The following is a 20,826-nucleotide window of genomic DNA, read 5'->3' on the forward strand; positions in this document are numbered from 1 at the left end:
GATTACTTTCCGTATTTAAACCACATCAGGGATTTGCCCCCCATTTTAAAAAAATGGGGCAAAATCTGTTGGGGTGGGTCTGGGGCCAGTTTTTTTTCAAGGTGTTCCCATTCTTTCTGGGTGCAGGAAACAATCCCATGCCCTGTTTTGTTCATGAATTGCTCCAGGTCATTCAGATCATTAAATCGAATACCCTGGCGTTTGCTGTATAGGGCAAGAATTTCTCCGTTCATCCGATAGAGAATGAGCCTGCCATCAACGGGAAGGGTTGACTCTACAGCATGGGCAAGGGCTGTGGGGCTCTTTATGGGATTAAACAACGGAAATATAATCGTTCCCACATAGCATTCCACGATGATCATGGTGGCGATGAGGGCGTTTACCCATTGCTGCCGAATGCCTTCCTTTCCCTGGCAGCGATACAAAATTACAGCTGTCCCTGCTGAAATAAGGGAAAACAACAGCAGAAGATGCACTGGAATCGTCAGGGGCAGGGTGAATCCCGGCCAGGGTATGAGCGGGGCAAGACCTGCAATTGAGAACAGTGCAAAGAGGATGACCAGGGGGTAAGTCGTCCATTGCCGCCACCGTGGAGAAAGGCTGACAAGGGAAGATACCACAGATGCCACAAGCATGCTCAATGCCGGGTAAACCGACAGAATATACAGGTTCCGTTTGCCGCCGGCAAGGCTGAAAAAAACAACCACGAACAATACCCATCCAAGAATGCGTCTGGCCTGGCCCATGGTGGATTTATCTTTTCTGGTTGCCCAGAGCGCTGCGGGAATCAGGAATGTCCAAGGCAGAAAATCAATTACAAGGTATTTCAAGTAGTAATAAAAAGGCTTGTAATGGCCGCCAAACTCACCGGCAAAACGGCCCACATTCTGGGTAAACAACAGCTCATTAAAATAGTCGGCAGATGCTCCGAAAAGCCAGGCTGCGAAAAGCCAGGCACCTGGCCAGACAAGGGACAGTGGTATGCCCCACAGCCAGAATTTTCTGGCAAGACAGGCTTTGTTTCCCGCTGTGAGACTTGCCGTCACATAGATCCCCACGGGAACGATGAGGCCCACGGGGCCCTTGGCCAGGATGGCAAGCCCCATCAAAGAAAACGCGGCTACCAGTCCCAGACGGGAGGGCTGGGTTTCATTCTTGAATAAAAGATACAGGGCGGAAAGCTGAAGACCCAGAAGAAGCACATCAATCTGGCCGGTGCCGGCCTTGTGCCAGAACAGATAAGAGGTGGATAAAATGAAAATGGCATACCAGGCCGTTTGCCTGTTGTACCAGAGGGCTGTAAGTCTTGAAACAGCCCAAAGCGATAGAATTATTCCCAGAAAAGTGGGCATGCGGCCCGATACCCCGTCAAATTCGCCGTTGGTGAAAAGGGTGCTGATGTTGATTAGCCAGAACATCAGCGGGGGTTTGTGTGCATAGGTTTCACCATGCCTGTGGGGGACAAGCCAGTTTCCACTTTCGTGCATTTCCCAGGCAACATAGGTGTATCTGGCTTCGTCCGGCTCCCACAGGGAACGGGAGGCATACTGGCCGCCCCACAAAAGAGCGGCCATGAGGATGATCAGAAGAATTGGGACCGGTCGTGCAGTGATGGAAAAAAAATTCATGGCATTTCTTTCTTTATTGGTTGCGGATAGATTCCGGTATGGTGCAATCTGATTTTTTTATTAATGATTACTATTGTGTGTATGGCGGCAATGCAGGCAATTCCCAGGCCTATCTGTAAATATTTTCCCTGTGCGCTGCCGTCGCCAAGGGAACACATCAACAGGGTCAGGGGAATGAATCCCAGAAATGATCCTGCCAGGTAAGGAACGAACGGCACCCTGCACGACCCGCTTAACAGGCCGACCACCGTGGAATTAGACAGGGGAAAGATCCTTATATATAATATCCACAGGAACTCGTTTTTTTTTAACCGGGTTTTCCAGTGTTCGATTCTGTGTCTGAATTTCTTTTGAATCCAGCTTGACAGGAACAGCCGACCTGCAAAATAGACAATGGATGCACCCATGGTGGATGCAACAAGGCCGACAAGGGTTCCAACTGTGATGCCAAAAATAGCGCCGGCCAGGGAACTGACCCAGAGTCTCGGGACGCCCAGGCCAATGAGACTTCCGCCTGCCGTGGTAAACATAAGGGCAGTGATCAACGGAATATTCAGAATCGGCATGGTGCTGGGGGTTAGAAAATAGCTGCGGATCTCCCGATAAAGACCGGAAGACCATGGGGTTTTGAGCACAAGGGCAAGGCCTATGAAAATCAGACCTGTTAAAAGAACAGGAGTCGTTTCACCCAGAAAATGAAGCCATCTATTTTGTTGAAGAATCAATCTACTGGTCTTCCTTGTTTAAAGTGGCATGGTTTTCCCGAATGGTATAGCTAAGGGTCCGTTTTGTGAGCCAGTATACGCCTGCAAGGTCCACGATTCCAGTCCAGAGGCGGTTCTGGATCCCCATGCCATATTTGCTCGTCCCCTTGATCCTGGGCCTGTGGTTTACCGGCATTTCAGAGACTGTGTATCCTGCCCGTAGCATCAGGGCTGGAAAAAATCTATGGGCATTTCTGAAAAATTGGATGCGCTCCAGGCACTGCCTGCGGAACACCCGAATCGCACACCCCATATCTGTAATATTGTCCTTGAGAATGGCATTTCGGATATGGTTGGCAATTTTGCTGGACAGCTTTCTGAGTCGTGTGTCTGTCCTGTTTGCTCTGATTCCACACATTAAATGAACATCTCTTAGCTTGAGTTCATTCATCAGGATGGGAATATCCCTGGGATCGTTCTGCCCATCCCCATCAAGGACAGCAATGTACGTTCCCCTTGTAACGGAAAAACCCCCTTCAAGCGCTGCAGACTGCCCGCTGTTTGGACTGATATGGACCGCCTTTACCGGGGGGGTACTGGTGCACAAAGAATCCATTAGATCGGCGGTTCGATCCGTTGATCCATCATCCACGAGAATGAGTTCCCACGGGCAGTCCACCCCTTCTGTTAAAACCTTGATGATTTCACTGCAAACAGGAATCAGACAGTTTTCCTCATTATAAAAGGGAACAACGATGCTTAGTTCTGGTGGTGGTTGATTATTCAATATCCCTATCTTCCATGGGTTGACGTAATAGCCAGGAGGATTAATCGACGATTGTTTACTATCTAAAAATTGCAGGTTTCAGGTACTATAATTAAACGTTTAATTCTACGCCTAAAATCTAAAACTTTCAATATTGGAACATTGTTTTCTAAGGATAGCAACGTTTGAGTGTGAAAAGGTTTCCATATGGTAAATGGCAGTGTTAAGAGAATAGACACTCCTTCAAGATTTCAAGGCCGGGTTCCATTGTCATCGCTTAAAACTAAGCCTGTTCATTCTGGCATAAGAATTGCTTTTGTCCATATTAAGCAACAGCCTTGCACGGTGATGTTGATAATCGAAACCAGGTGTTAAAAAACGAAAAAGATGTTGAAAAAGGGCAGGGTTAATGTTAGCGATTTAGCGATACCATTTTTATTTCTGTTTTCTTAGCCCCTTTGTAGCTGTTCTCTTAAAATTGAGGAGGATTGTATGACGGAATATGTCGGCGCCGTTGACCAGGGAACCACCAGCACCCGGTTCATCATCTTTGATCACAATGGAGATATTGTTGGCTTTGATCAAAAGGAGCACCGGCAGATTTTCGCCAAACCGGGCTGGGTGGAGCATGACCCCATGGAGATCTGGGAGAATACAAAAAAGGTGATCCAGGGCGCCCTTCAAAAAACCGGTATTGCAGGTCATAAAATCAAGGCTGTAGGGGTCACCAATCAGAGGGAGACCGTTGTGGTATGGGATCGAAAAACAGGTCGTCCTTTCCATAACGCCGTGGTGTGGCAGTGTGCAAGGACCGACGAGATCTGCCAGAAGCTCATCAGGGACGGGGGCCAGGACCGGTTCCGAAAGACCACAGGGCTTCCCGTTGCCACCTATTTTTCAGGGCCCAAGATCCAATGGATACTCGATAATGTGCCTGAGGCAAAAAAAGCGGCCCTTGCAGGAGATGCCATGTTCGGTACCATGGATACCTGGACCATATGGAACCTTACCGGTGGTCCCAATGGCGGTGCCCATGTCACGGATGTAACCAATGGGAGCCGAACCCTTCTCATGGACATCAACACCCTTGAATGGAGTCCGGAGATTCTTTCTATTCTGAACATCCCTGCGTCCGGGCTTCCCCGGATTCGACCCTCATCCGATCCAAACTTTTACGGCCTGACCACAAAGGACGGCCCCATGGCTGCCCAGGTGCCGGTCTGTGCCGCCCTTGGGGATCAGCAGGCTGCATTGTTCGGCCAGACCTGTTTTGAGCCGGGGGAGGCGAAAAATACCTATGGAACAGGTTGTTTTCTTCTTTTAAACACGGGAACCCGACCGGTTGCCTCCACCCACGGTTTGATCACCACGCCTGCCTATCAGTTGGGCAAGTCTTCTCCGGTTTATGCCCTTGAAGGATCCATTGCCAATGCCGGTGCCCTTGTCCAGTGGGTCAGGGACAACCTCGGGTTGATCAAGGATGCCCGGGAGATCGAGGCCCTGGCCTCCCTTGTGGCGGACAATGGGGACGTCTATTGCGTGCCCGCCTTTTCTGGGCTGTTTGCCCCCTACTGGCGATCGGATGCCAGGGGTGTGATTGCAGGACTCACCCGGTATGCAAACAAGTCCCACATTGCCCGGGCAGTTCTGGAGGCAACGGCCTATCAGGCCCTTGACATTGTTGATGCCATGAACCTTGACTCGGGCGTTGCCCTGACAAGCCTGAAGGTGGACGGCGGCATGGTCCATAACCGACTGCTCATGCAATTCCAGGCTGATCTTCTCAAGGTGCCGGTGATCGTTCCCAGGGTGACCGAGACAACGGCCCTGGGAACTGCCTATGCCGCAGGGCTTGCCGTGGGGTTCTGGTCCGGGACAGCGGAACTCAAGGCCAAATGGTCAATACAGACCACCTTTTCTCCGGCCATGGACGAGGCAGAACGTACGAAAAGGTGCGCCGGCTGGAAAAAGGCTGTTGAACGTACCCTGAACTGGGTAGATCCCCTGTAACCTGCGATAAAAGGAGAGATCATGGGATTATCCCTTGAGAATATCCATAAGACCGTGGACGGTGAGGTTCACCTTGCCGACATTAATCTTGAAATTGAATCCGGCACACGGACAGTGGTTTTGGGTCGGACCCTGTCCGGTAAGACCTCGCTGTTGCGAATCCTGGCGGGCCTTGACCGACCAACCCAGGGGACCATCACCATAGACGGCAAGGATGTCACTGGCGTGCCCGTCAGAAAACGAAACATCGCCATGGTGTACCAGCAGTTCATCAATTACCCTTCGTTTACCATCTTTGACAACATCGCCTCCCCCTTGAAGGTTGCAGGGATATCAAAGGATAAGATCAAGAAACGGGTGATGGAGGTGGCAAAGATTCTCCATCTCACCGACATGCTTGACCGGATGCCGGCAGAACTCTCAGGGGGTCAGCAGCAGCGCACCGCCATTGCACGGGCACTTGTCAAGGAAGCACCGCTTCTGCTCATGGACGAACCCCTTGTCAACCTGGACTATAAGCTCAGGGAGGAACTCCAGAGCGAACTCCAGGATATTTTCAGGCAAAGGGAGGCCATGGTGGTCTACACCACCACTGAACCGGGTGAGGCATTGAAATTCGGCGGCAGGATTGTTGTCATGGATGAGGGGAAGGTTCTCCAGACGGGCATGACAACCGATGTATACCGGAATCCTGCCACCTTGAAGGTGGCTGAGGTGTTCAGTGATCCACCCATCAACTGCCTTGCCTGCCGGGTGGAAGGAAATACAGCCACCCTGGAATCGGGCCTTGTTATAAACCTTTCCGGTCATCTCAAGGATCTGGTGCCTGGACGGTATACCTTCGGGATAAGGTCCAATAACCTCTTCCTCGGCCGGCAGACAAGTCTTGACGTTGAATTAAAGGCTGTAGCCAAGCTTGCCGAGATCAACGGATCTGAAACCTTTGTCCATGTGGATTGTGCAGGTGCCAGGCTTGTGGTTCAGGAGGTGGGTGTTCGTTCGGTAAAGATCGGCTCCCAGTTGCAGGTCTTTGTCAATCCAGCCTGCTTTTTCGTTTTCTCCACGGCAGGAGATCTGGTGCTTGCACCCGATGCTGTCACCCATGGAAACTAAAATAGAAAGGAAGCTCCATGGCTAAAATTGATTTACAGGAAATTGCCCACACCTATGTGGCCAATCCCAATAAAGAGTCAGACTATGCGCTTAAAAGAATTCACAATGTATGGGAAGACGGCGGGTCCTATGCCCTTTTAGGGCCGTCTGGTTGTGGCAAGACCACTCTGCTTAACGTGATTTCAGGGCTTCTCACACCGAGTCAGGGCAGAATTTTGTTTGACGGCAAGGATGTCACCCAGCTTCCCCCTGAGCGGCGAAACATTGCCCAGGTGTTCCAGTTTCCCGTTCTTTATGACACCATGTCGGTCTTTAACAATCTTGCCTTTCCCCTCAGGAACCGGGGATTTAATGAAGCGGACGTCAAAAAAAGGGTCCATGAGGTGGCGGATATTCTGGAACTCACCCCCTTTCTTGCCCGAAGGGCTGCAGGGCTTGCCGCCGATGCCAAGCAGAAAATTTCCCTGGGCCGGGGCCTTGTGAGAAGTGATGTCGCCGCCATTCTTTTTGACGAACCCTTGACGGTAATTGATCCCAATCTCAAGTGGCAGCTTAGATGCAAGCTAAAGGAGATCCACGAGCGTCTCAAGCTCACCTTTGTCTATGTCACCCACGACCAGGTAGAAGCCCTCACCTTTGCTGACCAGGTGATTGTCATGTACGAGGGCAGGATCATTCAGATCGGAACTCCCCAGGAACTGTTTGAAAATCCTGACCACACCTTTGTGGGCTATTTTATCGGCAGTCCTGGAATGAATTTTCTGCCCATGGTCCTTGAAAACGGGGTGGCCCATGTAGAAGGGGCCAATGGGGTTGAAATCTTTCTTGACGACCGTCTGGCAGGCCTTGCCGCAACGGCCAAGGGGAAGCTCAAGCTCGGAATCCGGCCGCTTTATCTTGAGGTGCACAAACAAAAGGAGGCCCACGGGGTGGAGGCCCAGGTGAAATCCGTGGAAGACCAGGGAAGTTATCGTATCCTCACAGCCCTCCTGGGCGACCATCAGGTCCAGGCAAGGGTTCCCGAGGGCCAGTCCATCCCGGATGAACGGGTGTGGCTAAGGTTTTCAACCGACTGGATCCGTCTGTTTGAAGATGATCAGCTCTTAAGGTAACGACAGTTAACAACCAACCAACAGCAAGGTTGAGTAAAGGAGTGTAACCGATATGGATAAGTGGGAAGACAATAAGGCATGGTTTCTGGTGCTGCCGGTCTTTATCATCGTTGCCTTCAGTGCCATCATTCCTTTGATGACGGTGGTGAACTATTCCATCCAGGACATTTTTGGACCCGGCCAGCGAATTTTTGTGGGTACGGAGTGGTTTAAGGCTGTGTTGTCCGACACCCGGCTGCACGAGGCATTGATTCGTCAGTTTATTTTTTCAGGCCTGGTGCTCGTGATCGAGATGCCCCTTGGCGTAGGGATAGCTCTGCTGATGCCCAAGGAAAAGGGATGGGCCGCTTCGATCTGCCTGGTGCTCCTGGCCTTGCCCCTGCTGATTCCGTGGAATGTTATCGGAACCATCTGGATGATATTCACCCGCCCGGATATCGGGCTGTTGGGTGCCGGGGTCAACGCCCTTGGCATTGCATTTGACCACACGGCAAGTCCGTCCGATGCCTGGATCACCCTGATGCTCATGGAGGTGTGGCACTGGACCCCCCTGGTGGCGCTGCTTGCCTATGCCGGATTGAGGGCCATTCCTGAGGCTTATTTCCAGGCAGCCCGCATAGACGGGGCCTCTGCCTGGGCCGTGTTCAAGTACATTCAGCTGCCAAAGATGAGGGGGGTATTGACCATTGCCCTGCTGCTCAGATTCATGGACAGCTTTCTCATCTATGCCGAACCCTTTGTGCTCACTGGCGGCGGGCCGGGCAATACCACCACCTTTCTTTCCATCTATCTTGTCAAGGTGGCCGTTGGCCAGTTTGACCTGGGGCCTGCCGCGGCCTTTTCCCTTATTTACTTTTTAATCATCCTGCTGTTCAGTTGGCTGTTTTACCAGGCCCTTCAGAACGTTGGACGAGGAGAGGCATGATGAAAAAAAGAACCATTGTTCTCATTGTCTATCTCTTTTGGTTGATGCTTCCCATCTACTGGATGCTCAACATGTCCCTTAGAACAAATGCCGATATCTTGAGCGTGTTTTCCCTTTATCCAAGGGATTTCACCCTTGAAAATTATATGAAAATTTTTTCAGATGTATCGTGGTACTCGGGATATATCAATTCGATGATCTATGTGACAATGAACACGTTGATATCGCTTGCGACTGCCCTGCCTGCGGCCTATGCCTTTTCCCGGTATCGGTTCATCGGTGACGGCCAGATGTTTTTCTGGCTTTTGACCAACCGCATGGCACCGGCCGCTGTTTTTCTGCTTCCCTTTTTCCAGCTCTATTCCACAGTGGGTCTCATTGATACCCACATTGCCGTTGCCCTGGCCCATTGTCTGTTCAACGTCCCCCTTGCCGTGTGGATACTTGAGGGCTTTATGTCGGGCGTACCCAAGGAGATTGACGAGACCGCCTATATCGACGGGTATTCCTTTGTGCGTTTCTTTACCACCATTTTTATTCCCCTGATTCGATCCGGTGTCGGTGTTACAGCGTTTTTCTGCTTCATGTTTTCCTGGGTTGAACTCTTGTTTGCAAGGACCCTGACCACCACCGCTGCTAAACCCATTGCCGCTATCATGACCCGGACGGTGAGTGCATCAGGCCTTGACTGGGGCCTTCTTTCGGCAGCAGGGGTTTTAACCATCGTGCCCGGGGCCCTTGTGATCTGGTTCGTCAGAAACCACATGGCAAAGGGTTTTGCCATGGGACGGGTATAGGAGGAAGATATGACACTGGAATGGATGGCATGGACCTATCCCACGGCGATTTTTTTTATAACCATTGCCCTGATGCTCTGCGGCATGACTGTGTGGCAGATTGCATCTCCCTGTGTTAAACGGCGGGGAATTCTGCCCATTGCAACCACCCGGGGTGACCGGCTTTTTATTGGCCTTTTGAGCAGTGCATACATTCATCTGGCCTGGCTGGGACTGACTGATTTTACCCTGTGGGTGGCCTTTGTGTTTTCCCTTGTGTGGATGGTTGTTGTCATGCGCTGGGGATAAACAAGATATTTATTGGGTGTCATCGGTGTTAAAGGCCTTTACATCGGCGAACGACCGGACAACCGGAACCCCTTTTTTAAGGCCGTATGAAGGAGACCATAAGATGAAAAAAGTGTTCGACAAGATTCCTCGACGATGGCTTTGGTGTGTTGTTTCAGCGGTTGTGTTCACCTTCTGTTCAGGCCCTGCAATGGCGGATATGTCAGCTGCAAAGCGATGGATAGACAAGGAGTTTCAGCCGTCAACCCTGACCAAACAGCAGCAGACCGATGAAATGGCATGGTTTATCAAGGCTGCAGAACCCTTTAAGGGGATGGCCATCAAGGTTGTTTCCGAGACCATTCCCACCCATGAGTATGAGTCAAAAGTCCTTGCCAAGGCCTTTGAAGAAATTACCGGCATCAAGGTGACCCACGATCTGATCCAGGAGGGTGATGTTATTGAAAAGCTCCAGATTCAGATGCAGTCAGGTAAGAATGTGTTTGACGCCTATGTCAATGATTCAGATCTCATCGGCACCCATTACAGGTACGGCTTTGTGGTCAACCTCACAGACTGGATGGCAGGAGAGGGCAAGGACGTTACCCTCCCCACCCTGGATGTGGATGATTTCATGGGAAAATCCTTTACAACAGGACCCGATGGTAAGCTCTACCAGCTGCCTGACCAGCAGTTTGCAAACCTCTACTGGTTCCGTTACGACTGGTTTACACGGGATGATTTTAAGAAGCAGTTCAAGGAGATCTACGGGTATGAGCTGGGCGTTCCTGTCAACTGGTCCGCCTATGAGGACATTGCCGAGTTTTTCAGTGAGCATGTGGCAGAGATTGACGGTAAGGCCATCTACGGCCACATGGATTACGGCAAAAAAGCACCGGATCTGGGATGGCGTTTCACCGATGCCTGGCTGTCCATGGCCGGTGCCGGAGACAAGGGACTTCCCAATGGAAAACCGGTTGACGAGTGGGGTATAAGGGTTGATGCAAATGACCGGCCCGTGGGATCAAGTGTCAGCAGGGGTGGTGCCACCAACGGTCCTGCAGCCAAATATTCCCTCAGGAAATACATGGAATGGCTCAGGAAATATGCACCTCCGGGCGCTCTTGGCATGGACTTTTACCAGTCCCTTCCCTACCTTGCAACGGGAAATGTGGCCCAGCAGATTTTCTGGTACACCTCATTTGTCTCTTCGATTGTGGGCGAGGGCCTTCCCGTTGTTAATGCAGACGGAACGCCCAAATGGCGCATGGCTCCTTCCCCCCACGGTCCCTATTGGGAAGAGGGGATGAAGCTTGGTTATCAGGATTGCGGTTCCTGGACATTGTTGAAAAGCACCCCCATTGAGCGTAGAAAAGCAGCCTGGCTGTTTGCCCAGTTCTGCGTGTGCAAGACCACATCCCTTAAGAAGGCCCATGTGGGTCTGACGCCCATCCGGGACAGCGACATCCGGGACGTCTCGTTCACCGAGCGGGCCCCCAAGCTTGGTGGACTTGTGGAGTTTTACAGAAGCCCTGCACGGGTTGCCTGGACACCCACGGGAACCAACGTACCTGATTATCCTAAACTTGCCCAGCTATGGTGGCAGAATATTGGTGAGGCCGTTGCGGGTGAGGTTACGGTTTCAACCGCCATGGACAACCTTGCAGCAGAGCAGGATAAAATTCTCATGAGAATTGCAAGATCCGGTGTACAGGGGGACAAGGGACCGTTGCTTAATCCCGAAAAACCCGAATCCTACTGGCTTGACCAGCCTGGCGCTCCCAAGGCCAAACTTGCCAATGAAAAGCCCCAGGGGGAAACCATTGACTATGACAAGCTGATCCAGGCCTGGAAAGAGGGCAGGGTGAAGTAACCTAGGGTATTACACGGGCCGACGTCTGACCTGACATCAGGTCATGGGGTCGGCCTTTTTTTATGGGGGCAGGAAGCGTCCATTGCCTGCCCGTCCCGCCAGTGTCCGTTCGATTAATACATTTCATACTTCACAAGGCGACCGTCAAGCCCACCCGCCTTTAAGGGTCTTTTCCAGGTTGCCTTGAGTCCCATGTGGCCAACGTACTGGGGATCTCCAAAATAGATATAGGCCGTTGATCCCTTGCACCGCTGTTTGAGAAAATCACCCAGTTCCCTGTGGAACACCTTCAGGTCGCTCTCCTTGCCCATGCGGATACCATAGGGGGGGTTGGCAACAATGATCGTGTCTTCAAGGGCCTGGATCTGTCTGAAATCCATATTCAGAACAGATACCTGCCCGCCGTTGTGGAGTCCCATGAGGTTTGTCCTTGCTGCAGTTACAGATGATTCTGCAATGTCGCTGCCAGCTATCAGTCCCTGTGCAATGGGGATGATCCCTGCATTTGCCTCAGTTTTTACCTGGTTCCAGAGGTCCGGGTTGAAATCGGGCAGGATCTCAAATCCAAACCGCTGCCTGAAGATCCCGGCAGGGATATGGCACTGGTGCATCAAAGCTTCACACAGCAGGGTGCCTGAACCACACATTGGGTCATAGAGCGGCCGTGTGCCATCCCATCCAGAGATGCGGATAATGGCTGCTGCAATGGTCTCCTGCATGGGAGCTGTGACTGATTCTTCCCTGTATCCCCGTTTGTGAAGGGCGCCGCCGGATGCATCAATACTGATGTCAGCCGTCTCCTTTCGGATGTGCAGGTTGATCATGACGTCGGGGTCAAGGGTGTTGACGTCCGGTCGTTTGCCGGTCCTTTCCCTGAAGTAGTCTGCAATGGCGTCTTTGAGCCTTAATCCGGCATACTGGGAGTGGGTGATCTCGCTGTCTGACACGTTGGAGGTGATGGCAAAGGTACTTTTTTTCTTAAACAGGTTTTCCCATTTGATCTTTTTCGCCTGTTTGTAAAGGGTGTCGGTGTTATTGCAGGCAAACGAGGTCAGGGGAGCCAGTATTCTTGAAAAGAGTCTTGTTTGATAATTAATGCGGTAGAAGGTCTCTTTTTCAGCCTTAAAGTAGATGCCCCGGAACGAGGGAGTTACATCTGTGGCCCCGAGCTGTTTGAGCTCAGCCTCTCCCTCGTTGATGAGATCTTCTGCAATCTGGCCGAAAAAGGTAGGGTCCTGCTGGTATTTAAATCCTGTGGCATAGCGCTTGTGCTGGCCTGCCCGTTTCCTGATAACATTGGTTTTGATGCTTTTTATGGGTTCCATTTGCGTCTCTGTAACGATCGGGTTATTGGGTTTACGGCAAGCTCTATCCCACCCTGTCGTTTTTGGGTAAAGCCTTGTCCCTGTTTCTTCAGACGTTCTCCGTCAAGGACGTGAAGACGGTTCGCCATCTTCATTTGGATAAACATCCTGTACGCTTTAAGATTGACAATCGGCGGCATTGTATCACATAATGTAAAGCTTATGGAAAATTTATCCAAAAAAACAAACCGGGCCGGAATAAACGAGGTTTTACCGCTTATTCTTGCTCTCTGGGAAAAGTTTGCTCTTGCCATGGGGCGCTCATGGCCCACAGGGGAGCGTATTTCAAGCTTTAAACCATGCAGTCCCCAGGGACTGTGACTAAAAAATACATAAAAGGAGATCTTACCATGGCTGTTTCCAAAGAGCTGCTGGAAATCCTGGCCTGTCCCAAATGCAAGGGCGAGGTTACCCTCAATAAAAACAAAGATGGACTGGTGTGCCGGGCCTGTTGCCTTGTGTATGAAATAAGGGACGATATTCCCATCATGCTGGTCGAAGAGGCAAAGCCCTTTAAAGAATGAGTACGCCAAAGAGCCCGGATCCGGCAAAGCTTGTCATCAGTCTGTTCATGAACGATCAGTCCATTGTTCAAAGGGTACTCGCCCTTTTGGAGGAAAAATTCGGCAGCATCGACATGATCAGCCCCTGGTTTGATTTTGACTACACCAACTACTACCACAGGGAGATGGGGTCCCCCCTTTTTCGGCGTGTGGTGGTGTTCAAGGCGCTTGTTGCCCAAGACTCCCTGGCAGAGATCAAGATTTCGACCAATAACATCGAAGCCATGTGGAAAGAAAATGGGAAAAGAGCTGTCAATATTGATCCTGGCTACCTTGTCAAGTCTCGGTTCATTCTGGCAACGGGCAAGGATTTTGCCCACCGGGTCTACATCGGGCAGGGCATCTATGCCGATCTTACACTGATGTACCAAAAGGGACGATTCATTGACCTTGACTGGACCTATCCCGATTACAGGGGGAATGCCATCAAAAGTTTCCTTGAAATTGTCAGGGCAAAGTATTGCCTTGATTTTAATAAAGAGAGAAGTCTTCCATGATTAACAGCATGACTGCCTATTCAGAGGCTGCATTTACGGAAAATGATATTAGAGCAGAGGTGGAGATCCGTTCTTACAACAGCAAGAACCTGGATATAGCCCTCTACCTGCCCCCCTTTTGCCGCAGGTTTGAAGACGGTGTCAAGAAGATGGTTGCAGAGCGCCTTTCAAGGGGGCGGGTGGAGATCCGAATCTCAGTAAAGGATGAATCCCAGGCGTCAACGGGCTTTGTTGTTGACGAACAACGGGCACTTGCCTACTTCAAGGCCTTATCACTTCTTAAAAACTGCCTGGCCCTGGACGCTGACCTCACCCTGGACCAGGTAATTGCAGGACGGGACATGATCCTGGACGAGGAACGAGAGCCGGATTTTGACCTGGTGTGGCAGGTGGTTTCATCAACAATGATAAAGGCCCTATCCCAGCTTGAAACCATGAGAGCCGTTGAAGGGGAAAACCTTTTAACGGATCTGGAGGCAAGGATGGCATTCATCGAAACCGAGCTTGCAACCATTGAAGCCAATGCCCTTGAAATTCCTGAAATCTACCGGGAGCGTTTGTTGGAAAAACTTTCCCGCCTCACCGCAGGGGTGGAAAACCTTGATCCCGTGCGCCTCAGCCAGGAGGTTGCCATTCTTGCCGACAAGAGCGACATTTCTGAGGAGATCGTCAGGGCCTACAGTCATATCAAGCAGTTCCGGGAGATTCTGGCCTCAAACGAGCCGGCCGGAAGAAAGCTCAACTTTTTGATCCAGGAGTTCAACCGGGAGTTCAACACCATGGGCTCAAAATCCAGCCAGGCACAGTTGTCCCACAGGGTAGTTAATTTAAAGTCTGAACTTGAGAAAATCAGGGAACAGGTTCAAAACATAGAATAATTGTTCGTCAAACCAGGAGATATAATGGAACAGGTTCTTTTAAACATCGGGTTTGGTAATACCGTTGTTGCTGAAAAAGTGGTGGCCATCCTCACCCCCAACTCGTCACCCATGAAGCGGTTAAAGGATGATGCAAAGGATGAAAACCGTCTGCTGGACGTCACCCACGGCAGAAAAACAAGGGCCGTCATTGTGACCGAGAGCAATCATGTCATTCTCTCGTCCATCCAGGCCGAGACCATTTCCCAGCGATTTTCAACTTTAAAAAACCAGGAAAATGACGAGGGGTAGTTCTCCCGGAAGCAAAGGACATTATTTTGGAAAACAGCAAGAAACCGGGAAAACTATTTGTGGTGTCGGCCCCGTCGGGTGCCGGCAAGACCACCCTCTGTAAACAGATGCTCGACAGGTTCTCACAGCTCTCCTATTCGGTTTCCCACACCACAAGGCCGCCCCGACAAGGAGAGGTTCATGGTCAGGATTATTTTTTCATAGATAAATCCGAATTCCAGAGACGAATTGATGCAGGGCTGTGGGCCGAGTGGGCAAAAGTCCACGACAACTTCTACGGTACCAGCCTTACCCTGCTCCAGGATACCCTGGCACGGGGGGGCAATCTTCTTCTGGACATTGACGTCCAGGGGGCAAGGCAGATTGTGAAGGCGTTTCCAGCGGCCGTGACCATTTTTATCATGGCCCCTGATTTTACAACCCTTGAACAGCGTCTCCGACGACGGGGAACCGATTCTGAAGCGGTGATTGCCCAGCGCATGAAAAATGCGGAACAGGAGATCAGCCAGAAGGGATGGTACTCCCATGTGATTAAAAATGATGACCTCGAGACCAGCATCAACGAGATGTCCGTTATTTTTGAAAAGGAGCTTGCATGAGCCGGAAAAGTGAGGCAGTTGAGATCCTCTGTGGTATTCATCCGATTCGTGAAGCCCTGCGGGCGGGCAGGAGAAAGTTCTATGCCATTCTGGTTTCAAAGGATCGCTCCAGGGCGCGGCTGGCTGAAATTCTTGGCGTTGCACAAGAGCAGTCCATCCCTGTGGAGATCACCGATACAATGACCCTGGATGCCTTGACAGACAATGCCCGCCACCAGGGGGTGGCTGCCCGGGTGTCGCCCTTTGCAACGGTTCGGGCCGAGGGGATTGTCAAGCAGATGCCCAAGGGAGTGTCGAATAGATTCATTCTGGTGATTGAAACCCTTGAGGACCCCCAGAATTTTGGAGCATTGATCCGGACAGCCCTTTGTGCGGGTGTGGATCATATTATGATACCCAAGGAGAGGAGTGCTTCTCCCTCTCCATCGGTTTCCAGGGCCTCAGCCGGCGCCATGGAGCATGCCGAGATTTCGTTGATTACCAACACGGCCGGCCTTTTGCGGCAATTAAAGGCCATGGGATTCTGGGTTGCAGGGCTGGACGGCCAGGGGACAACCCCTCTGTTTTCGGCGGATCTTACCGGTAACCTGGTGCTTGTGGTGGGCGGTGAGCACAAGGGCATTCGGCCCCTGGTGAAAAAAGAGTGTGATTTTCTTGTTTCCCTGCCCATCAAGGCCGGCGTAACTTCCCTGAACGCATCGGTGGCAGGCGGGATCGCCATGTATGAAGCCCTTCGCCAGCGTCAGCTGACTGCATAACCGGCACGGCCGGGGCGAGAGATGGCATCCGGCCACAAAGAAGCATGAAACACGATGATACCGGGCAGGCGATAGTACCATTCCGCCCCCTTTGGTTACCCTGACCGGAACGGTAAACGTCGGGGGGCTTTTTGTCCTTCCAGACTAAAACGCAGGAACTGCGGGCTAAAGTCCTCAAACAGCCTGCGCTTCTTAACGCCTGGAAGGGCAAAAATCCTATCCCCTTTGGTTTACAATGTTCCGGTCAGGGAAACCAAAGAGGGCTCTAAAGTCGAGACTTTAACAATGATGTCTCGACAAGAGTTTCATATAACCACATGTCCTGGCGGACACAACGAAGCATGAAACTCGACAGTAGTAGGCCGGTGGGAACGGGTGTTGCCCTGAACGGGTTAAATGGCAACGGTGGACACGAGGTCCAAGGAGTTGCCATTTCCCTCGGAGCAGGCCATGGACGGCCTGCGAGAATGAGTGAAGGGCAACACCCGTTCCCGCCGGCCGGTCGAAGCGAGTTTCATATGAAACCGGCATGGCCGGAGCGAGGGTTGGCCCCGGCCTCAACGAGTGATGAAACGCCTCTGTTTGCAATGCTTTGGTGGGTGTTTCATATAAAAAAAATCAAGGAGCGTATAGATTAATATGAGCAACATTATTTCCATGAATGACGATCTGGTGCTGGATGTGCCCGATTGTGTTGAGATTCCCTTTATCGAGGGGGACGGCATTGGTCCTGACATCTGGCAGGCGGCACAGCCTGTGTTTGACACGGCTGTTCAACAAGCCTATAACGGTCAAAAAAAGATCCAGTGGCTCAATATTCCTGCCGGAGCCAAGGGGTTTAACAAGACCGGTGAATGGCTTTCCGATGATGCCCTTGAGATCATTGAGGCCCACCGGGTGGCCATCAAGGGCCCCTTGGCAACCCCGGTAGGCAGCGGCATGCGAAGCTTGAACGTTAAAATCCGTCAGCACCTGGACCTTTACGCCTGTATCCGGCCGGTGCGCTATTTCTCGCCCATCCAAAGCCCGGTAAAACATCCTGAACATGTGAACATTACCGTATTCCGGGAGAATACCGAGGATCTCTATGCTGGCATTGAGTGGGCCTCAGGCTCTTTTGAGGCCCAAAAGCTCCTTAAATTTATGAAAACCGAGCTGGACGTTGACGTATGCGCCACCGCTGCCATCGGCCTCAAGCCCATCTGCCCGGAAAAGAGCAAGCGACTGGTGAAAAAGGCCGTGGCCTATGCCGTTGACAATGGCTTGAAAAGCGTCACCCTCATGCACAAGGGCAATATCATGAAGTACACCGAGGGTGGGTTCAGACAATGGGGATATGAGGCGGCCCAGGAGTACTTTGGCGATCGGGTGGTCACTGAAGATGAGCTCTTTAAATCCCACAACGGAATTCTGCCCCGTGGCAAGGTGCTCATCCGGGACAGGATTGCCGACATGGTTTTTGCCGAGGTGCTGCTCAGGCCCCAGGAGTTTGACGTGATTGCGGCCCCCAATCTCAACGGGGATTATATCTCGGACGCCCTGGCGGCCCAGGTAGGGGGACTCGGCATTGCACCGGGGGCCAATGTGGGGGACCGCTGCGCCGTGTTTGAGGCAACCCATGGAACCGCCCCGGACCTTGCCGGAAAAGACGCAGCAAACCCCTGTTCGATTATTCTTTCCGGTGCCATGATGCTCGATCACATGGGCTGGAACAGGGCTGCAGACCTTGTCAGACGCTCGGTTGCCCAGACCCTTGGTGGTGGAAGGGCCACGGGAGATCTTGCTTCGGGCATGGAGGGCTGCAAGGAGGTATCATGTTCAGAATTCGGCAGGATCATCTGCGAGACCATCTCCCGGATCGACATGCCCTGATCCGTTGCCTTACCCGTCTGGGAAGGGGGGCGTTGACCGCCCTTTTCCCGGACAAGTGCCTTGTCTGTGGGGCCTATATCCGGTGCCTCCATGACCTGGCCCCAGTTTCCGACAATTTGGAGGCCCTGTTTGAGAGTACCCTTGCCAGGGTGGTCTGTTCAAAATGTCTTGAGCAGGGGTTTACTCCTGTTCTGCCGCCCCTGTGTACCTGTTGCGGCAAACCTTTTTTGTCGCGTGCCGGAGAGAATCATCTCTGTTTCGACTGCATCAAGGCGGCCCAGACAGGCCGTTTCATGGTTGGAAGGGCAAGGGCCTTTGCGGCCCATGATTTGCTTTTAAGGGATTTGGTTCATCTGTTTAAGTACGGAAAAAAGATCTGCCTGGCCCGGCCCCTGGGGCGGCTGATGTTCCATGCCTTTATGCGCCATTTTGCCTGTTCCGCCATTGACCTTGTCCTCCCGGTTCCCCTGCACACCCGCAGGCTCAGGCAACGTGGTTTTAACCAGGCCTATCTCCTGGTCAGGGATTTTCCATCAATGTGGAAACAGGCTGTCAAACACCCTCCTGGATGGACGATTTCAAATACAATTCTGCTGCGATCAAGGAACACCCCCTCCCAGACCGGTTTTGATCGGAAAAATCGGTTAAAAAATCTCAGGGGTGCTTTTACCGTCAGAGGGACCGAAAAGATAGAGGGGCGGCGTATTCTTCTCATCGATGATGTCTTTACTACCGGCGCCACGTCGGGGGAGGCGGCATTAACGCTTTTTAAGGCTGGAGCCCTGTCCGTTGACCTGCTGGTGCTTGCAAGGGCCTGATAAAAAAGGATTGTTAATTCTGCCGGGTCCGGGTATATTTACAATTTTTTAAAATTCACAGGAAAGATAATTCACAGGAAAGAGAATCCATGAAGACCGATGATACACCTGCAGCGGCTTGTACCCTGGACGAGATCAAGGCCTGCATTCCTGTTCTTGAATCCCTTGTCGCTGATGGTGACCTGCTCGCCGAGCTCGATGAGGCTGATAGGATTGCCCTGATGGCTGCGGCAGGACAACTCTCCCGGCCCGACAGAAAAGAGATTAAGAAGCGACGCAAGGCCATGAACCGCAAAAACATGCGGCCCGTCAAGGACGAGGACAGGGCGGCAAGGGCCTTGACCGGCATCAGATCAGCCCGGACAGCAACGGTTTTTGAGGCGCCCCAGCAGCTCATCGACCTTGACTCAAAGACTGCTGAACAGATTGGGAAGCTCAATTCTCCCAGGAACTGCTACGTGTGCAAAAAGGAATTTGTTGATCTTCATTTTTTTTATGACACCATGTGCCCTGCCTGCGGGGAATTCAACTATCAGAAGCGGTTCCAGACCGCATCCCTTGAAAACAGAGTGGCCTTGATTACAGGGGCCAGGGTCAAGATTGGGTTCCAGGCCACATTAATGATGCTCAGGGCCGGGGCAACCGTTATTGCGACAACACGGTTTCCCAAGGATGCGGCCATCCGGTATTCCGGGGAAAAGGATTTTGCCCAGTGGGGCCACCGTCTCCAGATATTCGGCCTGGATCTTCGCCACACCCCCAGCGTTGAAATCTTTGCCACCCACATCGAAACCCACTACCAGCGCCTTGACATTCTCATCAACAATGCCGCCCAGACCGTACGCCGGCCCCCGGGATTCTACGCCCATCTAATGGAAACGGAGAACCTTTCCACCGAGCATCTTTCCAGGCAGGCAGCATCGCTTTTAACCTGCCACGAGGAGTGTAAGGCCCAACTGATAGATCAGTGCGGTATTCCAGCCTCTGCTGAATCGGCCTTGCCGGTTGCCTGGCATGGCCAGGGCCCGGGTGTGGGCCTGAGGGCCTCGGCCGAGCTTTCCCAGATTCCCTACTCCTATGACAATAGTCTGGACGTTGAACGTGTCTTTCCAACTGGAGAGCTTGATGCCGACCTTCAGCAGAAGGATTATAGAAAGACCAACTCCTGGCGGCTCAAGATCGGAGAGATCCAGACCCCTGAACTGCTTGAGGTTCAGCTGGTAAATGCCATTGCCCCTTTTGTGTTGTGCAACCGGCTTATTCCCCTTATGAAGCGTGACTTCACCGGTGAGAAACATATCGTCAATGTCACGGCCATGGAGGGAAAGTTTTTCAGGTTCAAGCAGGCCTCCCGCCATCCCCACACCAACATGGCCAAGGCTGCCCTTAACATGATGACCCACACGGCAGCAGGCGATCTTGCGAAATACGGCATCTACATGAATGCCGTGGATACGGGCTGGGTGACCGATGAAGACCCGGCTGAACTTGCAAAAGCCAAAGAACAGATTCACGATTTTCAGCCACCCCTTGACATTGTGGACGGGGCTGCCCGGATCTGTGACCCGTTTTTTGACGGCATTCTCACCAAAAAACACTGGTGCGGCAAGTTTCTGAAGGATTATCGACCCATTGACTGGTAGGATCAGACCTTTTTGATGATAAAAGGAGATTATGATGCCCTATGTGAATATCAAAATCACAGACGAAAATGTCACAAAAGATCAAAAGTTAAAACTGATTCAAGGCGTCACACAGCTTCTGGTTGATGTTCTGGGTAAGAATCCTGCCACTACGGTTGTTGTCATAGATGAGGTCCATACGGACAACTGGGGCATCGGTGGAAAATGTGTGACTGAACTTAGAACAAGAAAATAAGGACTTGCTGGAAGCGTATGACTGACCCATGTGTGCTGGTCTTGCCTGGGCAGGCCTTAGTTTTGCACCCGACCCGGCCAGCCATAACGCTTCTGCTTATTTTTTAAATACGG

At 51.8% G+C, this 20,826-nt stretch carries 23 protein-coding genes; 19 read left to right on the forward strand and 4 right to left on the reverse strand.

Annotation, left to right across the window (positions count from 1 at the left end; all coding sequences use genetic code 11):
* Positions 1–2: 2 nt before the first annotated feature.
* The 3 genes from HRM2_RS09125 to HRM2_RS09135 are packed head-to-tail and all read right to left on the reverse strand — an operon-like array spanning position 3 to position 3,119.
* A complete protein-coding gene (locus HRM2_RS09125; protein WP_015903719.1) occupies positions 3–1,628 on the reverse strand; it encodes an ArnT family glycosyltransferase in 1,626 nt (541 codons plus the stop codon).
* On the reverse strand, positions 1,625–2,353 hold the full coding sequence (locus HRM2_RS09130) for a TVP38/TMEM64 family protein (RefSeq protein WP_015903720.1): 729 nt from the start codon (positions 2,351–2,353) through the stop codon (positions 1,625–1,627). The genes HRM2_RS09125 and HRM2_RS09130 overlap by 4 nt, the downstream gene beginning before the upstream one ends.
* A 1-nt stretch (position 2,354) precedes the next feature.
* On the reverse strand, positions 2,355–3,119 hold the full coding sequence (locus tag HRM2_RS09135) for a glycosyltransferase family 2 protein (RefSeq protein WP_015903721.1): 765 nt from the start codon (positions 3,117–3,119) through the stop codon (positions 2,355–2,357).
* 471 nt (positions 3,120–3,590) lie between these two features.
* On the opposite strand from HRM2_RS09135, the gene glpK reads away from it, so the two are divergent.
* The 7 genes from glpK to HRM2_RS09170 all read left to right on the forward strand — a co-directional run bounded on the left by glpK (position 3,591) and on the right by HRM2_RS09170 (position 11,195).
* Complete coding sequence (gene glpK / locus HRM2_RS09140; RefSeq protein ID WP_015903722.1) at positions 3,591–5,108, forward strand: glycerol kinase GlpK; 1,518 nt, start codon at positions 3,591–3,593, stop codon at positions 5,106–5,108.
* A gap of 21 nt (positions 5,109–5,129) precedes the next feature.
* Positions 5,130–6,221, forward strand: coding sequence for an ABC transporter ATP-binding protein (locus tag HRM2_RS09145; RefSeq protein WP_015903723.1), 1,092 nt, complete (start codon positions 5,130–5,132; stop codon positions 6,219–6,221).
* A gap of 17 nt (positions 6,222–6,238) precedes the next feature.
* On the forward strand, positions 6,239–7,333 hold the full coding sequence (locus HRM2_RS09150) for an ABC transporter ATP-binding protein (protein ID WP_015903724.1): 1,095 nt from the start codon (positions 6,239–6,241) through the stop codon (positions 7,331–7,333).
* Between the two features lie 52 nt (positions 7,334–7,385).
* Positions 7,386–8,258, forward strand: coding sequence for a carbohydrate ABC transporter permease (locus tag HRM2_RS09155; RefSeq protein WP_015903725.1), 873 nt, complete (start codon positions 7,386–7,388; stop codon positions 8,256–8,258).
* Positions 8,255–9,055, forward strand: a complete 801-nt coding sequence (locus HRM2_RS09160) for a carbohydrate ABC transporter permease (RefSeq protein ID WP_015903726.1) — start codon at positions 8,255–8,257, stop codon at positions 9,053–9,055. Before HRM2_RS09155 ends, HRM2_RS09160 begins: the two co-directional genes overlap by 4 nt.
* A 9-nt stretch (positions 9,056–9,064) precedes the next feature.
* Positions 9,065–9,343: a DUF2160 domain-containing protein gene (locus tag HRM2_RS09165; RefSeq protein WP_015903727.1), complete on the forward strand. Its 279-nt coding sequence runs from the start codon at positions 9,065–9,067 to the stop codon at positions 9,341–9,343.
* Between the two features lie 103 nt (positions 9,344–9,446).
* A complete protein-coding gene (locus HRM2_RS09170; RefSeq protein WP_015903728.1) occupies positions 9,447–11,195 on the forward strand; it encodes an ABC transporter substrate-binding protein in 1,749 nt (582 codons plus the stop codon).
* A 113-nt stretch (positions 11,196–11,308) separates the two neighbouring features.
* On the opposite strand, the gene HRM2_RS09175 is transcribed toward HRM2_RS09170, so the two are convergent.
* Positions 11,309–12,520: a THUMP domain-containing class I SAM-dependent RNA methyltransferase gene (locus HRM2_RS09175; RefSeq protein WP_015903729.1), complete on the reverse strand. Its 1,212-nt coding sequence runs from the start codon at positions 12,518–12,520 to the stop codon at positions 11,309–11,311.
* A gap of 201 nt (positions 12,521–12,721) precedes the next feature.
* Here HRM2_RS09175 and HRM2_RS27615 point away from each other — a divergent pair, with 201 nt between their 5' ends.
* The 12 genes from HRM2_RS27615 (at position 12,722) to HRM2_RS09230 (ending at position 20,713) form a co-directional block, all read left to right on the forward strand.
* Positions 12,722–12,880 carry a hypothetical protein gene (locus HRM2_RS27615; RefSeq protein WP_232364237.1) on the forward strand — a complete coding sequence of 53 codons (159 nt, stop codon included), beginning with the start codon at positions 12,722–12,724 and terminating at the stop codon, positions 12,878–12,880.
* Positions 12,881–12,909: 29 nt separating this feature from the next.
* The gene (locus tag HRM2_RS25975; RefSeq protein ID WP_015903730.1) at positions 12,910–13,083 is read left to right on the forward strand and encodes a Trm112 family protein; all 174 of its coding nucleotides are present in this window, start codon (positions 12,910–12,912) and stop codon (positions 13,081–13,083) included.
* Complete coding sequence (locus tag HRM2_RS09185; protein ID WP_015903731.1) at positions 13,080–13,619, forward strand: DUF4416 family protein; 540 nt, start codon at positions 13,080–13,082, stop codon at positions 13,617–13,619. The genes HRM2_RS25975 and HRM2_RS09185 overlap by 4 nt, the downstream gene beginning before the upstream one ends.
* Complete coding sequence (locus HRM2_RS09190; RefSeq protein WP_015903732.1) at positions 13,616–14,497, forward strand: YicC/YloC family endoribonuclease; 882 nt, start codon at positions 13,616–13,618, stop codon at positions 14,495–14,497. The genes HRM2_RS09185 and HRM2_RS09190 overlap by 4 nt, the downstream gene beginning before the upstream one ends.
* A 24-nt stretch (positions 14,498–14,521) precedes the next feature.
* Complete coding sequence (locus tag HRM2_RS09195) at positions 14,522–14,788, forward strand: DUF370 domain-containing protein (RefSeq protein WP_015903733.1); 267 nt, start codon at positions 14,522–14,524, stop codon at positions 14,786–14,788.
* Between the two features lie 26 nt (positions 14,789–14,814).
* A complete protein-coding gene (gene gmk / locus HRM2_RS09200; protein ID WP_015903734.1) occupies positions 14,815–15,387 on the forward strand; it encodes a guanylate kinase in 573 nt (190 codons plus the stop codon).
* Entirely contained in the window at positions 15,384–16,145 is a 762-nt protein-coding gene (gene rlmB, locus HRM2_RS09205) for a 23S rRNA (guanosine(2251)-2'-O)-methyltransferase RlmB (RefSeq protein WP_015903735.1), read from the forward strand. The genes gmk and rlmB overlap by 4 nt, the downstream gene beginning before the upstream one ends.
* A 341-nt stretch (positions 16,146–16,486) precedes the next feature.
* Positions 16,487–16,783, forward strand: coding sequence for a hypothetical protein (locus HRM2_RS09210; protein WP_148214588.1), 297 nt, complete (start codon positions 16,487–16,489; stop codon positions 16,781–16,783).
* 1 nt (position 16,784) lies between these two features.
* Complete coding sequence (gene icd / locus HRM2_RS09215; protein WP_015903736.1) at positions 16,785–18,017, forward strand: NADP-dependent isocitrate dehydrogenase; 1,233 nt, start codon at positions 16,785–16,787, stop codon at positions 18,015–18,017.
* The gene (locus HRM2_RS09220; protein WP_015903737.1) at positions 17,960–18,835 is read left to right on the forward strand and encodes a ComF family protein; all 876 of its coding nucleotides are present in this window, start codon (positions 17,960–17,962) and stop codon (positions 18,833–18,835) included. The genes icd and HRM2_RS09220 overlap by 58 nt, the downstream gene beginning before the upstream one ends.
* Before the next feature lie 89 nt (positions 18,836–18,924).
* The gene (locus HRM2_RS09225; protein WP_015903738.1) at positions 18,925–20,478 is read left to right on the forward strand and encodes an SDR family NAD(P)-dependent oxidoreductase; all 1,554 of its coding nucleotides are present in this window, start codon (positions 18,925–18,927) and stop codon (positions 20,476–20,478) included.
* Positions 20,479–20,509: 31 nt separating this feature from the next.
* A complete protein-coding gene (locus HRM2_RS09230) occupies positions 20,510–20,713 on the forward strand; it encodes a 4-oxalocrotonate tautomerase family protein (RefSeq protein WP_332306311.1) in 204 nt (67 codons plus the stop codon).
* The last annotated feature ends 113 nt before the right edge of the window (positions 20,714–20,826 follow it).

Source organism: Desulforapulum autotrophicum HRM2 (assembly GCF_000020365.1).
Taxonomy (GTDB): domain Bacteria; phylum Desulfobacterota; class Desulfobacteria; order Desulfobacterales; family Desulfobacteraceae; genus Desulforapulum; species Desulforapulum autotrophicum.

Excerpts from the sequence above, each read along its gene's own strand:
- HRM2_RS09155 (WP_015903725.1), top strand. The coding sequence starts at position 7,386 with ATGGATAAGTGGGAAGACAATAAGGCATGGTTTCTGGTGCTGCCGGTC.
- HRM2_RS09170 (WP_015903728.1), top strand. The coding sequence starts at position 9,447 with ATGAAAAAAGTGTTCGACAAGATTCCTCGACGATGGCTTTGGTGTGTT.
- icd (WP_015903736.1), top strand. The coding sequence starts at position 16,785 with ATGAGCAACATTATTTCCATGAATGACGATCTGGTGCTGGATGTGCCC.
- HRM2_RS09185 (WP_015903731.1), top strand. The coding sequence starts at position 13,080 with ATGAGTACGCCAAAGAGCCCGGATCCGGCAAAGCTTGTCATCAGTCTG.
- HRM2_RS09165 (WP_015903727.1), top strand. The coding sequence starts at position 9,065 with ATGACACTGGAATGGATGGCATGGACCTATCCCACGGCGATTTTTTTT.
- HRM2_RS09220 (WP_015903737.1), top strand. The coding sequence starts at position 17,960 with ATGTTCAGAATTCGGCAGGATCATCTGCGAGACCATCTCCCGGATCGA.
- HRM2_RS09225 (WP_015903738.1), top strand. The coding sequence starts at position 18,925 with ATGAAGACCGATGATACACCTGCAGCGGCTTGTACCCTGGACGAGATC.
- HRM2_RS09195 (WP_015903733.1), top strand. The coding sequence starts at position 14,522 with ATGGAACAGGTTCTTTTAAACATCGGGTTTGGTAATACCGTTGTTGCT.
- HRM2_RS09210 (WP_148214588.1), top strand. The coding sequence starts at position 16,487 with ATGAAACTCGACAGTAGTAGGCCGGTGGGAACGGGTGTTGCCCTGAAC.
- HRM2_RS27615 (WP_232364237.1), top strand. The coding sequence starts at position 12,722 with ATGGAAAATTTATCCAAAAAAACAAACCGGGCCGGAATAAACGAGGTT.
- rlmB (WP_015903735.1), top strand. The coding sequence starts at position 15,384 with ATGAGCCGGAAAAGTGAGGCAGTTGAGATCCTCTGTGGTATTCATCCG.
- HRM2_RS09175 (WP_015903729.1), bottom strand. The coding sequence starts at position 12,520 with ATGGAACCCATAAAAAGCATCAAAACCAATGTTATCAGGAAACGGGCA.
- HRM2_RS09145 (WP_015903723.1), top strand. The coding sequence starts at position 5,130 with ATGGGATTATCCCTTGAGAATATCCATAAGACCGTGGACGGTGAGGTT.
- HRM2_RS09125 (WP_015903719.1), bottom strand. The coding sequence starts at position 1,628 with ATGAATTTTTTTTCCATCACTGCACGACCGGTCCCAATTCTTCTGATC.
- HRM2_RS09230 (WP_332306311.1), top strand. The coding sequence starts at position 20,510 with ATGATGCCCTATGTGAATATCAAAATCACAGACGAAAATGTCACAAAA.
- HRM2_RS09190 (WP_015903732.1), top strand. The coding sequence starts at position 13,616 with ATGATTAACAGCATGACTGCCTATTCAGAGGCTGCATTTACGGAAAAT.
- glpK (WP_015903722.1), top strand. The coding sequence starts at position 3,591 with ATGACGGAATATGTCGGCGCCGTTGACCAGGGAACCACCAGCACCCGG.
- HRM2_RS09160 (WP_015903726.1), top strand. The coding sequence starts at position 8,255 with ATGATGAAAAAAAGAACCATTGTTCTCATTGTCTATCTCTTTTGGTTG.
- HRM2_RS25975 (WP_015903730.1), top strand. The coding sequence starts at position 12,910 with ATGGCTGTTTCCAAAGAGCTGCTGGAAATCCTGGCCTGTCCCAAATGC.
- HRM2_RS09150 (WP_015903724.1), top strand. The coding sequence starts at position 6,239 with ATGGCTAAAATTGATTTACAGGAAATTGCCCACACCTATGTGGCCAAT.